Source organism: Gammaproteobacteria bacterium (ex Lamellibrachia satsuma) (genome assembly GCA_019623805.1).
Classification (GTDB): Bacteria; Pseudomonadota; Gammaproteobacteria; order Chromatiales; family Chromatiaceae; genus QGON01.
The window spans coordinates 722,999-738,368 of the sequence record CP053680.1 but is presented as its reverse complement, the minus strand read 5'-3'; the positions used below and the strand labels follow the sequence as shown (position 1 = coordinate 738,368).

Genomic DNA, 15,370 nt, shown 5'->3' with positions numbered 1-15,370 from the left:
ACAGACCGTGTTTGCCGGTTCCGCAAGCTTGAACCGGCCTACGGTTGCATACGGTTCACTCCCCCATGACGCCTCGAAATCAACGTCTGCCATATTGCAAGGACAGTGCGTTGCTATTCGAATCGATCCGCAATCTCCCCTGGCCGGTCTTTCTGGACAGCGCCTATCCAATGACGTCGCAGGGGCGTTACGATATCCTCGCCGCCGATCCCACTGTGAGGCTGGTAACGCGTGGGGAGAAAACAGAGATACATACCCGCAACGATTCCACGGTTTCCAGCCAGGATCCGTTGCAACTGCTCTATCAATATCTTGCGACCGGACGACAAACCCCCGACACTGATCTGCCCTTCACCGGTGGTGCCATCGGCTGGTTTGCCTACGATCTGGCGCGTCGTTTCGAAAAGCTGCCGGTATTGGCGGAAGATACCGATGGCCTGCCGGAGATGGTTATCGGTATCTACGACTGGGCGCTGGTCACCGATCATCAAGAGGAGAGTACCTGCTTAGCCGGGCAGTGCAGGGATGTGGCAACCGGAGAGAATTGGGATCGGTTGGTTGATGAATTGAGCAGACCCTCAAACGCCACATCCGAGCCCTTTCATGTGACGGATATCCGTTCAAATCTTACGGAGAGTGCCTACCATGACGCTTTTCAGCGCATCCAGCGTTACATCCGTGACGGTGACTGCTATCAGGTCAACTTTGCCCAGCGTTTCGATGCGAAGGTGCAGGGTGAGCCCTGGGATGTCTACAAGCGCATGCGCAAGGTCAATCCGGCGCCATTCTGTGCCTACCTGGAATCTCCCTACGCTACGATTCTGAGCTCTTCACCTGAACGTTTTCTGCGTCTCATGGGACGACACGTGGAGACTCGCCCCATCAAAGGTACGACACCACGCCATGAAAATCCCGGCGAAGACGGTATATCTCTGGCGAAGCTGAAAAACAGTGAAAAGGATCGGGCCGAAAACCTGATGATTGTTGATCTATTGCGCAACGATATCGGTAAGGTCTGTGCAACGGGCAGTGTCGAGGTGAGCCGCCTGTTTGAGATCGAGAGCTTTGCCCGGGTTCACCACTTAGTCAGTAGGGTCGAAGGGGAACTTGCTGATGGGGAGAATGCACTCACACTGCTGCGTGCCTGTTTTCCTGGTGGTTCCATTACCGGTGCCCCCAAATTACGGGCGATGGAGATCATCGAGGAACTTGAACCGCAGCGGCGTGGCGTCTATTGCGGAGCCATTGGCTATATCGGCTTCAATGGCGACATGGATACCAATATCGCAATCAGGACGTTGCTGCAGAGAGGCAACACTCTACAGTTCAGCGTCGGTGGAGGTATCGTTGCGGATTCCACCGCTGAAGCGGAATATCAGGAGACCTATGACAAGGCGGCAGCGCTGTTTGAATTGCTTCAGGATCTTTTGAGGTCGGGTATTTGATCAGGCATTGCTGATCGTTGTCGGCTCCTCATCTTCATCGATTTCACCTGCGGGTGAGACGAGTTGGAACTGATTGATCATGCGCCGCAGTCGCGGTCTTGAAACCCCCAAAATTTCACAGGCCCGGCCCTTGTGCCAGTGGGTGGCGTTCAGGACACGCGCCACATGCGCCATCTCCATCTCTTCCAGACTCCACTCGTCCATCGGTTTCTCTTTGGAATCCCGGGCGGTTACTGCCGTGCCGCAGCAACGGATGTTGTCGGGTAGTAGATCACGGGTGATGTTATCGCCGGGGGATAGGGCGACGCACTTCATCAGCAGATTTTCCAACTCACGCACATTGCCCGGCCATTGGTAGGACTCGAGACATTGGAGTACATCCTTGGAGATGTGAGTGACATTTCTGCGCAGCTCCTTGTTGATACGGCCGAGCAGTGTCTGGATGAGATCCATCAGATCCTCCTTGCGATCACGCAGCGGCGGCAGATGGACGTTCACCACCTGCAGACGATAGTAGAGATCCTCTCTGAAGTTCCCCCGTTTCACCTGCTCACTCAGGTCGAGATTGGTGGCGGCGATGACTCTTGCATCGGTGGATTGCGGCATCTTGGCGCCGAGCGGGGTGAACTCCTTGTATTGCAGCACTCGAAGCAGTTTTGCCTGCATGGAAGGGGAGAGTTCACCTACCTCATCGAGAAAGATTGTACCTCCCCTGGCCAGGGCAAACTTACCCTCCTGGCGATTGACCGCGCCGGTAAAGGCGCCTTTCTCATGTCCGAACATATCGGATTCGAGCAGGGTTTCCACCAGTGCGGCACAGTTGATTGCCACAAACGGGCCCTCGGGGTTTTCGCTGGAACGGTGGACGGCGCGCGCCACCAACTCCTTGCCGGTGCCGGATTCACCAGTGATCAATACCGTGGCAGGACTTTTGGCCACCAGTCCGATGGTCTTGAAAACCTCTTTCATAGCTCGGCTTCTGCCCACCATAGTGAGTGGGTTACTGCCTTTTGGTGGTGCTTCAGTTGGTACCAGATCCTCTGTGCCGTCTCGGAAGGCAAGCAGTTTTTCGATGGCCGCTTCCAGCTCGTCGATATCGAGGGGTTTGTGGATATAGTCATCCGCACCCTTCTGCATCGCTTCGATGGTACTCTCCATGTCATGGAAAGCGGTGATCATGATGACATGGGTCACTGGGAAACGCTTTTTGAACTCAGGCAGGCCTTCGAGGCCTGAGATTCCGGGCATGCGGATGTCGAGGATCACCAGTTCCGGCGTGTCGGCATCAGCCTGCGCCAGCCCACTCTCCACGCTGTGAGCAACCTTGACATCGTATCCCTGGGTTTGCAGATGCAGTTGCAGCGTGCGACAGCTTGCAACGTCGTCATCCACGATGAGTATTTTGCTCATGATGTTGTTACCTCCACCGGTCGATTGCCGACCATCTCCGGTGATTGTGGTGTTGTCGGTATGATAATGGAGAGGCAGGTGCCATTGGGTTCGTTGGGATGCAGCTCGATGGTTCCGTGGTGCTGGTCGACGATGCGTTTGACGATGGCCAGTCCCAGTCCAGTTCCTTGTGCACGAGTGGTGTAGAAAGCCTCGAAGACCTTGGTCCGATCAATGCTGTCGATACCGCAGCCGTTGTCGCATATCTCTATGCGTAAGCCCGTTCCTTTGGCACCGAGTTCCACCATTGCCTCAATCGAAGTCTTTGGGTCCTCGACACCATCCGTGGCTTGCGCAGCGTTAACGATCAGGTTGGAAAAAACCTGCCGCAGTTTATTGGCATCACCGAATATGGTTGGCAGACCGGGTTGATAGAAGGTCTGCAGATTTACACCATGTTCTTCGATTTTGCGCTGAGCGAGTCCCACCGCGGTGTCTATGACCTTCTCCAGGGAGATCCATTCAGGGTTTATGGCATCAGGACGGGAGTAGGTAAGCATGTCCGACAGAATCTCTTCCATATATCGAACCTGGCTCAGTGATATCTGGCGCAGTTCGTTGACCTTGTTATCGTCGGCTACGTCCGGCTGTTTTCCCAGGATCTGCAGGGTCATTTTTATGGAGGAGAGTGGGTTGCGCAGATCGTGGGCAATCATGCTGGCCATGCGGCCCATCGCTGCCAGGGTCTGGGAGCTGGCCAGTTCCCTGTTGCGGGTTTCGACCTCTTGCTCCAGCCTTTTGCGCTCGGTTATATCCTCTTTTACCGCCAGATAGTTGGTGATTTCGCCGTTCGTGTCACGGATGGCAGAGATGACTGCGGTCTCCCAGTAGAGTTCGCCATTCTTGCGCCGGTTGTGGAACTCTCCCCGCCACTCTCCCCCATGTGAGATTGCCTGCCATAATGTTTCGTATTCACTGTTCGAAGTCTCTCCGGATTTCAACAGGCTTGGGTACTCTCCGAAGACCTCATCCTGCAGGTAGCCGGTCACTTCGCTGAACTTCGGGTTCACATATTCGATCTTTCCCTGACGATCAGTGATCAGCACGATACTGGGACTCTGCTCAACGGCCATGAAAAGCTTGCGCAGTTCATTCTCTGCATGGCGTTTTTCCGTGATGTCCTCACCGATGCCGGTGACGCCGATAACCTCGCCTTCGGCGTCGTAGGATAGAGTGTTGTTCCAGGTAATGAGTCGCAGGCTGCCGGACTTTGTTTTTACCTGGGTTTCAAGATGGGTAGGGAAGTCTTCCGGGTTGGCCATTCTCTCCAGTACTTGCCTGACATTTTGGTCGTTTTCCTGAGGCGCAAATTTTTCCACCCAGTTTTCACCAACCACCTCATGGCGTTGCCAGCCGGTCAGGGATAAAAAGTGATTGTTACAGAAACGGATATTGCCTGATCTGTCCAGTGCCACCGCGGCCAGCTCAATATTTTCCAGGGTGTGACGGAACCGCTGTTCGTATTCACTTTGTGCCTCGGCACGACGGTGGCGGAGGTGGGAGTAGGCGAGAAAGGCGGAACCGATCCCAATCAACATGAAGGTGGCGAGATACAAGGCAAGGTGCGTGCGCAGAAACAACGGCATGCTTGAGTAGATTTCGCTGGGCGGTACTCTGGAGATTATTTTCCAATAATTATCCCGCCTGAGTTCGCTTTGTCTGACTGAGCCGATTGATGTTGCAGAGGTCTCCAGTGCAGCCTGATTAGGATGCACCGTGGCAAAGGTAAACAGACCATCCCCCAACTCGAACTGGCCTGAGTTAAAGGCGCTGATCTGTTTCCAGGCAACGGGGTGCCTTTTGCCAAACGTGGCATCATTTCCCAGCATAAACCCCCAATTATCCTGGGAGACAGGGCTGCTGAGCCAATATCCTTCGTTGTTTACCAGTTCAATATGTTCGCCAATATTGGCGGCTGCATGGGTAAAGTTGTCGATCAGACGATCACCGAGGAAATTCAACAGGAGGATGCCGCGTTTGTTGCCTTGGATATCAAAAACCGGAGCGGCGAATCGCATTACCGGTTTCAAAGGGTATTCAATCTTCCCTGCTTCTATATTCAAGTCGAGTGGTGAAACGTAGATGCTGCCCGATGCCAGCTGAGAGGCTTCCTGAAAATAGTAACGTGTGGCCTTGTTCTGCAATTCTGCAATGGGAATGGCAGCAGGATTGCCGTCGTTGAAATTGATCCGCACCACCTCCATGCCCTGCTCGTCGAGGAAACGTATCTGGTCATAGAGCCGTTTTTTCTCCGCAAAGACCAGGAACTCCAGGCCGATCTGCTCACGCATGGTTGAAAGATCCATCTGAAAGATCTTTTGCCGTTCGATATGTTCCACCAGAAAAAGCAGATCGCTGACCACTGCGCTGATATCACTGGCGATCATGCGGCGTGCGAGGCCGACATTGAGTGTCTCACTCGATTCCCGGCTCACCCGCTCGGTAGTGTATAGCGTGTAATAGTGCATGAACCCCACCACGACCAATACCAACAGCAGCGGCACAAAAATCTGCAGGAACCCTTTTACTAGGCTCAATCGGGTGAGTGGTGAAGGTGGGGGGCTTAGCGGCATTGTTGGTCCAGGTAGTGACGCAACCGTTCCATGTAACTGTCGATGGGCTCTTCGCTCTCTCTGGGTACCAGAAATGTCAGCCGGGCTGCTTTGATATAGGGCGTGCGGGAGCCATCGCCGGCGGGTGTGCGTTCTGTGATTACCAGGCGCGCCAGGGTCAGGGTCTCCTGGGGGTTTTCACAGTGTCTGGGCAGGGTGATGTTGCGTGCATACCATTGCGCGCTTGCCGAAATGACCAGTAGGATCACCAATACCGCTGCGATCAGCCGCCAGAGTCTGAATTCGCTTTTTGTCTCCTGCATGGGTAAGGACGTGTTGTTCATTGCTTAGTGGGCGACAGCCGGATTAATGTGAGTAGTGGGTTCCCGACTGGCAGATCGCCTGCTGTTGAGTATACGCTGGGCTGTAATAGCGCCCTGAATGATGCGGTCTCTGGCCGAAACCCCATCAAGATAGTTTGCTGCCAGATGGAGGCCGCGATGTTTGCCCAATTGTGATCTGATCGATTCGGTGCGTTCATAGTAGCGTCCGTGATAGAGCGGCAGTGCCTGAGCATGCGGCACCCTGCGGACATATTCCGGTTCACCGGTCACTCCCACCAGCTGTCGCAGATCCTGCAGGGTGTTGTCGACCATCTGCTGTTCGCCCCAGCTGCAACGTTGGGGGTGGCGGGCACCGCCGATATAACTGGTGAGCAGCACCTTACCTTCCGGAGCCCGGTCCGGAAAAAGTGTACTCATCCATATATTGCCATTGAAACTGAGCTGTTCCTGACGGGGGGCGAGAAATCCCGTTCCATCCAGCGGATGTGCGATGTTATCTCGTGCCATGCCAAGATGTAGTACCGTCAATGGTGCATACTCGATTCCCTGCAGCAATTTTCCAAGCTCCCCGTTAATGGGGTTTAGGAGATTCGCGGCAGTGGGTGCCGGCGTGCTTATCACTAGCTGCTCGAAACGGCGGGTGATCTCGATGCCTTGACTGTTCACGCCGGTAACGCACCAGCCGTCCTTGTCTGCGGGTTCAATATCCACCGCTTTGAAGTCATTGCACGTGTTGATGGCCGGGTGTACCGCCATCTGTTCCGTCAGTTGTGCCATACCGCCAAAGAATGAAAATGCCTCGGCTATGTTAGCTCGGCCTTTTTTATGCAGTACCCGGTTGATAAACATTCCGCTGGTGAAACTGCCATAGCGGCGCTCCAGAGCAGTCAGTCTTGGCAGTACGGCCCAGGCGTTCGCTTTATCGGGATCGGAGGCCAGGGTGCCGGCGATAAAAGGGTCCATCACCTTTTCCAGAATCTCGTTGCCCAAGCGACGCCTGATGAACTCACTTACGGTCTCCCGTTCGTGCCCCCCTTTTGCCACCAGCATCTCTGTCGCCATACGCAGTTTGCCCCGCAGACTCCACATGGGTGATGCTAACAGGGCGGGCAGTTTCATGGGGACCGGTCGAAGCTCACCTTTATGTACCACATAGCGACGCATATCAGTGCCGCGTGAAATCTTCTTGTCGGACAGACCCGATGTCTCAACCAATTGATCCACTTCCTGGTGAAAGTTCATCAGAATACCAGCGGCATCCTCGGTCAGATAACCGGATTCACTGTGACTGCGAATCTTGCCGCCCAGGCGTGGTGCTGCATCCCAGACCTCGGGTCGAGCACCACCCTCGGCCAGCCACCATGCTGTGGATAGACCCGAGATGCCGCCGCCGATGATTAGAATATTCGCGTTGCTCATATTCAGGTTACAGGTGGCAGGGGACAGGAAACAGGTGACGGGTGACAGGTTGACCGTTGCTCTGAACCGATAACAGGAAACGAGTTGTAGGCCGGTTCAAGCACAGCGGAACCGGTACCCTCGAAAGCTTCGCCACGCTCTGAGCGCCCGATCCGCTACGCTTGATCGGGCCTACAAACTTATGTGCCAAGCCGAAGAGCCGGTTTTGTTCCCTGAAACCTGTCACCTGTCACCTTCCTTCAATTCCCGTCGCATCTTCTCTATCAGATCCCGCCCCAACGTGCCGAGTCCGCTGCCGTCCGGGTTCTGGTGGCTCTCGACGTAGTCGCGAATTTCGGCGAAACGCCTGGCGGCCTGTTCGTTGTCCTTGAGGCGGGGCATGTGCTCTTTTGCGATACTGAAGGCGTCGAAGTCCAGCGCCTTCATATCGAACCCTTTCATGCGTCTGACTGCCCGCATCATTGCGCGGTTGCGAAAACGGGTCAGATCGTCGCTGGTAATCTCCTCAAGGCCTTCCCGGCGGGCGGCGAATTCAGCGGCCTTTTTGATGCCGGCACGGACGAATTCGGGGGCGGATTTTACGCGTTCAAGCGCTTCAGGATTCCATTCAACGCCTGCCATCAGGGTATCAAGTACCTTGATGACGTCCTCGACGGCCACCCGCTGTGCACGGCGGCGTTTCACCTCTCTTTCCACTGCGGCCTCCATCGAGGGCTGGACGAAGAGGCTGACCTGGGGTCCGCGGTCGGATAGGGCTATTTTCAGCAGGTGCTCTGCTTCTTCTTCCCAGGGGAAGGCGCGCCTGGGTTCGTCTTCATCCTCCAGGCGTTGCAGAAGCTTCATGTTGACTTCCAGTCGGCCTTCGTTGCACGCGACGTCTTCTGCCACCTGGCGGACGCCTTCCTGCAGGAAAGGGGGCATGGTGTCGAGATGGGTTTGCGCCTCAGCCGTCCAAGGCAGGGGAGGCGCATCGCTGATGGGTTGCGCGCCCGCCTCGGCGATGGAACTGACGTTGCCTGGTGGACGGGAGGGCATGCCGTCTTTGAAGCGGTTTTTCGCCAGGGTGGCCATATGTTCCGGGGTGACCACAGTTTCTCCCAGCTCCCGCACGTGGTCTTCAGCGCGTTTGCGCACCATCTTGCGCAGAAAACCGGGAACGCGGGAGAGACGCTTTTCCGCTTCGGGCGACCAGGCCACATCATTGGTGGCTGTGGGGGTTAGTGGCTGGATGATCGGTTTGCCTTCCGGCTGATAGGAGCACCAGGGGTCGGCGTCCATCAGACTGCCGCCGAGGGCCTTGGGCCGGGCGCGACAGCCGGTGCAGAGCTGTTGGTATTCGCACTTACCGCACTTGCCGCCCAAGTTAGGATGGGCAAGCTGGGCAAAGGTTGGAGAGTTATCCCAGATCTGCCAGAAAGGCGTCTCCCGGATAGTTCCCTCTTCATCTGGAATGTAGGGGCAGGCGGTGACGCTGCCTTCCGGGGTGATGCGGCAGTAGTGAATGCCTGCAAGGCAGCCGCCGCCCTCGTATCCCTGAGCGCGGGTCAAAGGGGATTCCGGGTCGAGCTGGTAGGCGATGCGCTTGTAGTGGGGTGCGCAGCGTGCGCGGATGATCAGGTCACTGGTGGCGGCTTGGGCCTCTACCAGTTGTTTCAACACGGCCTCGTAACGTTGCGGGGTGATGTCACTCATCGACTCGCCACGGCCGGTGCAGACCAGGAAGAAGATGTTCAGTACATGGGCACCGGCGGCCCGGCTGAAATCGATCATGCCCTGGACCTCGTGGGCATTCTGTTCGGTGACCGAGAAGTGGACCTGGAAAGGCAGATCGAACTTGCGGCAGGCCTCCATGCCTGCGAGGGTCTTCTCCCAACTGCCGGGGCAGCCGCGAAAGCCGTCGTGTTTGGCGGGGTCCAGGGAGTCGAGACTGATGCCCAAGCCCATGGCGCCTGCCGTCTTCAGCTGCTGCACCCGGCTTTCATTGAGTAAAACACCGTTGGTGCCGACCACGATGGAGAGTCCCAATGCGCTGCCGTGGTTTACCAGTTCCTCCAGATCCCGGCGCAGCAGGGGTTCGCCCCCGGTGAGCACCACCATGGTCTCGTTGCTGCGGCCGGCGATCTCATCCAGCAGTCCTTTGACCTCGTGGGTGGTGAGTTCGTTTTGACCGCCGCTCTCCCGGGTGTCGGCGTCCATGTAGCAGTGCTCGCAGGCCAGATTACAGCGGCGGGTGAGGTTGACTGCGAGAAGGAAGAGGTCGTTCATCTGCTCATTACCCGTAGGAGCGGCGCCTCGCCGCGAAGCGTACGGTTCCGTATCCTGATCGCGGCGAGGCGCCGCTCCTACAAGTCATGTTTAACCGTTCCTGTGATCATTCGGATCGAGGTGGAATACACCACGTTCGGCCCACTCTTGCTTCACCGCGTCTACCGCATCGTGATCGACTCGGTCGAGTCCCTGCCGTCGGGTCCAGCCCTCGATCTCTTTCACCAGCATGCCCTGAACCATCTCAGGTGCCTTGGCAATGCGCTCACGGGCATCTTCGTTCCAGGGCATTGTCTCCTCTACAGTTGCTGAACCTTGGGTGAAGGTCTGCATGACCTGGCCCAGGAAGCCGGCGTCGATCTGTTTTATGTCGCTCTGACCGGCAATGGTTTCGGCAGCTTTTATCGTCATGTCGCGGCAGTAGCCCGCGGGAACATTGGCGAGCATTGCTTCGGCATCATTGCTCCAGACCAGCTTGGTTTCCGGGACAGCGGGTTTTGGCTTGGGTACGGGTTGCACCAGTTCGGCAAAGGGGCAAGCACTCTTTTTCTCTGTAGCCGGGGTCGAGGGTTGAGCATCGCCTTGCATGGCCGACGCCATAGCATCCCGGGCTTTTGCCAGACCCGCTTCGGCGGTTTGCAGTGAGATCTCATTGAGTCCCTGGTCACTGGCATAGGCTTCGATACGCTGTTTTGATGCGTCCCGCATGAAACCCTCCGGGACTCGCATCAGACGGGCGAGGGCAGCGGCCTGCCAATGTATCAGGGCCGAGGAATCAGGGCCAAGGGCCGAGGGTGGAGCAGAGCGTTCTTTTCCTTGGCCCTTGGCCCTTGGCCCTCGGCCCTCATCTAGGTCCTCGATAAAGGGGCGGATATGGTCAGCCACCACGATTCGATGACCCTCCCCTCGTGCCTTCTTCTCCGCCCGCATGCTCAGGTTACCCCGTAGGCTGAGGTCGTCTACCGTGAGCAGCAATTGTTTGGCTTGGTCGTCCCAACGCATGACCTCTTCGGTAGGGGGTTTGCGTTTAAGCTCACCATTATCGTAGGCCTCGACGATCTCGGACATTGCCTGTTCGGCGTGTCCCGGCATCAGCTGGGCGGTAGCCTCTTCAACGATGCTTTCGGTGATGACCGTATGGCCGTGCTCCTGGGCGTAGCGCAGGATCGCCATACGCGCCATGTTGCGCACAAAGGAGGGGACCCGCTCCATGCGAACCTCTGCCTCGTTGGTCCACGAGGTGGTGACCTCGGCGATGCGCTCCACCGGTGGACGGTACTCTCGCTGGCTCAATAATACTGCGCAATCCACATCATAAAGCAGGGCCTCGGCATTGCCGCCGATATCGAGTTCATCGTCGGCATGGATGCCGAGCTTGCCGATCACCAGCAGTGAGGGTTGTTCCAGTTTCAGATAACGGTTGATGACATCGTGGGGCTTGCCGTCGAGTAGTTTGATCTCCATCGGCATGCCCTGGTCTGCGGCGATGTTTTGCGCCACTTCGAGATGGCCCTGGTAGATCTTCGCCAGACCGGAGTCGATGATCTCCTCGTGCAGTTTCTCCTGCTCCTGGAAGCGAAAGACCTTGCCCGCCTCCTCGGAGAGCACCCCTGCGATACGATTGAAGGCGACGTAGTGATAATAGGGATCGAAGGCGGAGATCACCTTCAGCGGCACATCCCACTCCTTGCTCAGGGCGAGGGCGGTGAGCAGCCCGCCGTAGGAGCGGGTGGAGCCGTCCACCGCGACCACGATGGGGCCTTTTTTGATGGACTTTTGAGGATCCTTGATGACCAGCATGTCGACGTCGCAGCGTCTTGCGACGCGCTGGCAAACAGTGCCGAGCCGGCTGCCCTTGACGGCGCCAAGGCCCAGTGCACCCATTACCAGCAGATCGTAGTTTCCGCTGTTGGTCTCACGTGCCAGTTCCCGGTAGTTCTTGCCTTCCAGGGCGCGGCGTTTGAGTTCGATGTTCTGTTGTGACGTCTCCTTTTCCACCTGGTCCATGTAAGAGTCGGTGATGATGGAGAGTCCCCGGGTGATCAGGTCGTCATGCACATCCCGCTGGCGTTCCAGCTCCTCTTCTTCGCGAAACTGCTCCGGCAGTCCTCCCTCCATCTGGCGGAAACGCACATCGTGCAGTTTGGCCGCATAGACGTGGGCAGCAGTTAGGGCGCTGTTCCAGATAGCGGCCAGATTGACTGCCTCGGTGATGCTGCGGTTTGAATGGTCGGAAGAGTCCACTGCTAGGAGGATGGAGTCGTAGGTGGGCAGTGCTACTGGTGCAGAGGAGCTGGCTTGAGTTTGTGCGGACATAGATAAAAACTGGAGACAGGTTACAGGTTACAAGTCGCAGGATTCAGGCGTGTCACCTGTTGCCTGCCACCTTTCAGTTGTTAAGAAACCAGTAGACAACGATGGCCCCGATCACCAGCGCATTGATGATCCCGGCAACGATGGCGAGATAGTCGAGCGGCGCCAGGTTCAGCCGTTTTGAAAATATCATAGTCCGGTCTCCATGGGAGACTGCCGGAATAGGACATCCGACAGTCTCCCCAGGGTTTTACTTGAAGGTGAAGTCCACGTTAGCGGTGCCGCCTGCGGTAACCTCGACCTTGGATTTCTGGTCCTTCAGGGTGCCGTGCCAGGCCTTGATGGTGTATTTGCCCGGGGGTACATTGTCGATACTGAAGGTGCCGTCTTCCGCTACCTTGGCGTAGTAGGGGTTCTTGGCGACGAAGACGAAACCATGCATGAAATCATGGGCGTCGCACTCCACCTTCATGGCTGATCCGCGTTTCAGCTTGACCGTTTTGGTGACGGTGTTGGGCTCGGGTTGACTTACATTGAAGACGGTTTTCTTGGTGCGTCCGATGATTTCGTAGGTGTGGATATTATGCAGGATAGGATCCTGATTGACGGCCGCGATTTTGGTTTCGTTCTTCATTACCTGCAGGAAGGGTTTGAACTCACAACCCTTCTGATCCAGGATTGCATTGGAGATCGAGGCGTCGAAGGCCTTGCCTGTTTTGACCTTGTCCAGATAGACGACGGTGTCCATCAGTGAACCATTGTTGACTCGAACGTAGTCTATCTCGCGGATGCCTGTGCCGCAGACATCATTGTCTTTGGAAATCTTGTAGGTTTTGGGCGCTTTGTCCTTGCCGGCAAAACTCACCTTGCCGGTGATGGTGCCGCCGTTGCTGACGGAGACCTCTTTGTATTTAGCGGCCTGTCCAGCGACAGGCAGGGCGAAAAGGCCGGCCAGACTGAGGGCGATGATCAACTTCTTCATTTTGCTGACTCTCCTAGTGTTAACAGCGATGTGACATTACTCGGTGTGATGGAAAAAATGGAACTCAACTCAAGCCGCCTGTTGCGACCGGTCGTTGGAGGAAATAAACAGCTCTTCAAGCATTTCGATGACAAACCGGCGTTCAGCGCTTGAATCGACAGTTTCCAGTTGGCTGAGCAGCCTCTCGGCGCTGCCTTGGATATCGATGGAACGCAGCAGTTTGCCTATATTCCGGGCCTGGGCTCCGGCACCGAGAAAACCTGTGTCGATCAACTGCTCCACTATCTCGGTTTTGGACTCGCTAAGTCCCTCAAGGTTCAGTAACTGAACGATGCCTTTGGCCGCAGCCATCCGCACATTGAATTCCGAATCCCCCAGAGCGCTGCTGAGTTTGCGCAGGATGGTTTTGGGAGAGACGGGTTTGATCACCATGTGGCCGGCTTTGTCGGGGTCGTCACCGTTGATGCTCAATTCAACCAAAGCGGAGATGGCCTCGACACGCAAGGTAGTCTGTGGGTCATTCAGGACGTCAAGTAGAGGCAGCATGGCTGCCTTGTTGTGGAGCAGACCCATTGCGCGGGTACACGCCACTCTTTGGTCTTCGTCGCCAAGACCCAACTGGGTTGTCAGGGAGCCGAAGGCGTTCATCAGGCTCCCCAGTCCGGGGTGCAGGCGTGCAGTTTCCGCGATGGCCAGTGCAGCTTCATAACGCAGTACGCCATCATCCGCGTTGAGGGCCCGGATCAGTCCTGCAACCGAGGCATCGTCGGTATTACCGATGAGCACGCGCACACCGAGGCGGCGGACATCGTCTTCGATGCTGATCTTGCGACGGCCGCGGGTCATCCGTTCGCCGACGCGCTTGTTATCTTCCACGACCTCAAGGAAATCCTCCATCTCCTGTTCGATTTCGACCTCGGGTTCCGGCAGCGCCTCGTGGACTCCGAAGGCAACCTCCGCATTGTCCAGGGCGATGGCATCGAGGGTGGAGACTGCAGCATTGACTTCGCCAGGTTCCACAGAACGGCCAGGGGTCTCCGGCAGCACCAGGGATTCGCTATCTGTCAACTCTGCTCCCGTCTCCGCATTTTGAACACCGGGTGTCTCGGTTACGGTATCTTCGGCTTTGCGATCCTGCTCTTTTATCGGAGTGGGATCGAACTCTACTGCCTGACTGACCTTCTGCGGTGTTTCCTCTGGTGAGAGTTCCAGTTCGCCGGCGATGGCAGCAAGCACGATGTCGAGGGGACGTTGCAATGCTTCTGTTGTCTCTTCCTCTGTTGTTGGGATGGCGTCGAGCGCCGTTAAGGCGTCGAGGGCGGCAAGGCGTACCGGTTGTTCCTTGTCGGCGATCGCCTCCTTGAGCAGATCGAGGGTGTCGGTGTTGAGTATGCCGATACGGCCTATGGCAAGGGTGGCCTGTCGTCGAACCATGCTGTATATATTTTTGTTACGCACGGTGGCGATAAGTGTGTCCAGCGAAGCCGGGTCTCCATTGACACCCAGAAGGTCACAGGCAGACGCTGCAGTGTCATAGATTTTGTCCGTGAGTGAGTCCGCCACCGCAGCTAGGCTCTCTTCATCCAGGGATCGGGGCTGGATCAAACTGCCCAAGGTGGAGGCAACGATTGCACGTACCAGACTGCTGGGGTCGCTGAGCAGTGGAGTGATTTCGGAGATGATGCCGCTGTCGCCGGTGCTGGATTTCGTCAGACGGTTGCAGGCTTCTATGGCCGCAGAGCGAACATCGTCTTCAGGATCGCGTAGCAGCAGGAGCAGAGCGGGCAGATAACGATGGGCATTGATATCAGCCAGGGCTGTGGCGGTGGCCGCACGGACTTCCGGTGATTCGTCGCGCAGGGCCTGCCCCAAGGCTTTGGTGACCCCGGGGTTACCTGAATGTCCCAATGCCCGGGCGGCACGGCGGCGTTGCATGATGGAACCGTTCGCCAGCAGTTCGAGTAGCGCGGTGATGCCGCTCTCTTTGATATTGGCCAGGGCGGCGAAAATTTCCGGGTCGATATCCTGGGATGTTTCATCCTCCATGATCTGCAGCAGGGTGCCGGTGGCATCTTCGACGCCGAATTTCCCCAGGGCCTCAACCGCAGCGAGTTGTATGTCCCACCATCTATCCCAATCGTCTTCCCATTCGATTCTTTCGGGTCGATCTACCGCAATCTTTTTCAGGATGGTGATTGCATCCTCAGTGCCGAGTTGGCCCAGCGCAGCAGTCACGGCGGTACAGACTTCACCGCTCTCTTCGTTCTCGAGAGATTTGATCAGTGCCGGTACAGCCTGCTGGTCACCGATCCTTCCCAATGCCTCGGCGGCATCCACGCAGGCATCTATGTCCTCATCTGTCAGTTGCTCGATCAGAGCCTCCACGGCACTTCTGCTGCCCAGGGTTCCCAAGGTGCGGGCAGCGTAGCAGCGATCAGCCTCATCGCCTGTTTTAAGGAGGTCTGTCAGAGACTGTTCGGTCTTTTTTTTCATATTCATCGAATGCCCGTCTGGGATGGAGATCCCCCTATGCGAAGCAAGAGCTGTACCAACATGAGCCGATCCTTAACTGCCTGACTTAGCGCTGGAATTGTGATGGAT

General features: G+C 56.6%; 9 protein-coding genes. 1 reads left to right on the top strand and 8 read right to left on the bottom strand.

What is annotated here, in order from left to right:
- Positions 1–65: 65 nt before the first annotated feature.
- Positions 66–1,445 (top strand): aminodeoxychorismate synthase component I, encoded by a 1,380-nt coding sequence (gene pabB / locus HPY30_03270; protein ID QYZ65099.1) that lies wholly within the window; start codon positions 66–68, stop codon positions 1,443–1,445.
- Here the strand turns inward: pabB and HPY30_03265 are convergent, their stop codons facing one another.
- The 8 genes from HPY30_03265 to HPY30_03230 all read right to left on the bottom strand — a co-directional run bounded on the left by HPY30_03265 (position 1,446) and on the right by HPY30_03230 (position 15,262).
- A complete protein-coding gene (locus HPY30_03265) occupies positions 1,446–2,855 on the bottom strand; it encodes a sigma-54-dependent Fis family transcriptional regulator (GenBank protein QYZ65098.1) in 1,410 nt (469 codons plus the stop codon).
- Entirely contained in the window at positions 2,852–5,467 is a 2,616-nt protein-coding gene (locus tag HPY30_03260; GenBank protein ID QYZ65097.1) for a PAS domain S-box protein, read from the bottom strand. The genes HPY30_03265 and HPY30_03260 overlap by 4 nt, the downstream gene beginning before the upstream one ends.
- Positions 5,458–5,769 (bottom strand): hypothetical protein, encoded by a 312-nt coding sequence (locus tag HPY30_03255; GenBank protein QYZ67884.1) that lies wholly within the window; start codon positions 5,767–5,769, stop codon positions 5,458–5,460. Before HPY30_03255 ends, HPY30_03260 begins: the two co-directional genes overlap by 10 nt.
- 24 nt (positions 5,770–5,793) lie before the next feature.
- Positions 5,794–7,209 (bottom strand): protoporphyrinogen oxidase, encoded by a 1,416-nt coding sequence (gene hemG / locus HPY30_03250; protein ID QYZ65096.1) that lies wholly within the window; start codon positions 7,207–7,209, stop codon positions 5,794–5,796.
- Between the two features lie 222 nt (positions 7,210–7,431).
- Entirely contained in the window at positions 7,432–9,474 is a 2,043-nt protein-coding gene (locus tag HPY30_03245; GenBank protein QYZ65095.1) for a radical SAM protein, read from the bottom strand.
- Between the two features lie 90 nt (positions 9,475–9,564).
- Positions 9,565–11,790 carry a universal stress protein gene (locus HPY30_03240; protein ID QYZ65094.1) on the bottom strand — a complete coding sequence of 742 codons (2,226 nt, stop codon included), beginning with the start codon at positions 11,788–11,790 and terminating at the stop codon, positions 9,565–9,567.
- Positions 11,791–12,037: 247 nt separating this feature from the next.
- Entirely contained in the window at positions 12,038–12,769 is a 732-nt protein-coding gene (locus HPY30_03235) for a hypothetical protein (GenBank protein ID QYZ65093.1), read from the bottom strand.
- 69 nt (positions 12,770–12,838) lie between these two features.
- Positions 12,839–15,262: a HEAT repeat domain-containing protein gene (locus HPY30_03230; protein QYZ65092.1), complete on the bottom strand. Its 2,424-nt coding sequence runs from the start codon at positions 15,260–15,262 to the stop codon at positions 12,839–12,841.
- Positions 15,263–15,370 lie beyond the last annotated feature (108 nt).

Bases quoted from the DNA above. Each gene is read 5' to 3' on its own strand.
- pabB (QYZ65099.1), top strand. From the start codon at position 66: ATGACGCCTCGAAATCAACGTCTGCCATATTGCAAGGACAGTGCGTTG.
- HPY30_03265 (QYZ65098.1), bottom strand. From the start codon at position 2,855: ATGAGCAAAATACTCATCGTGGATGACGACGTTGCAAGCTGTCGCACG.
- HPY30_03260 (QYZ65097.1), bottom strand. From the start codon at position 5,467: ATGCCGCTAAGCCCCCCACCTTCACCACTCACCCGATTGAGCCTAGTA.
- HPY30_03255 (QYZ67884.1), bottom strand. From the start codon at position 5,769: ATGCAGGAGACAAAAAGCGAATTCAGACTCTGGCGGCTGATCGCAGCG.
- hemG (QYZ65096.1), bottom strand. From the start codon at position 7,209: ATGAGCAACGCGAATATTCTAATCATCGGCGGCGGCATCTCGGGTCTA.
- HPY30_03245 (QYZ65095.1), bottom strand. From the start codon at position 9,474: ATGAACGACCTCTTCCTTCTCGCAGTCAACCTCACCCGCCGCTGTAAT.
- HPY30_03240 (QYZ65094.1), bottom strand. From the start codon at position 11,790: ATGTCCGCACAAACTCAAGCCAGCTCCTCTGCACCAGTAGCACTGCCC.
- HPY30_03235 (QYZ65093.1), bottom strand. From the start codon at position 12,769: ATGAAGAAGTTGATCATCGCCCTCAGTCTGGCCGGCCTTTTCGCCCTG.
- HPY30_03230 (QYZ65092.1), bottom strand. From the start codon at position 15,262: ATGAAAAAAAAGACCGAACAGTCTCTGACAGACCTCCTTAAAACAGGC.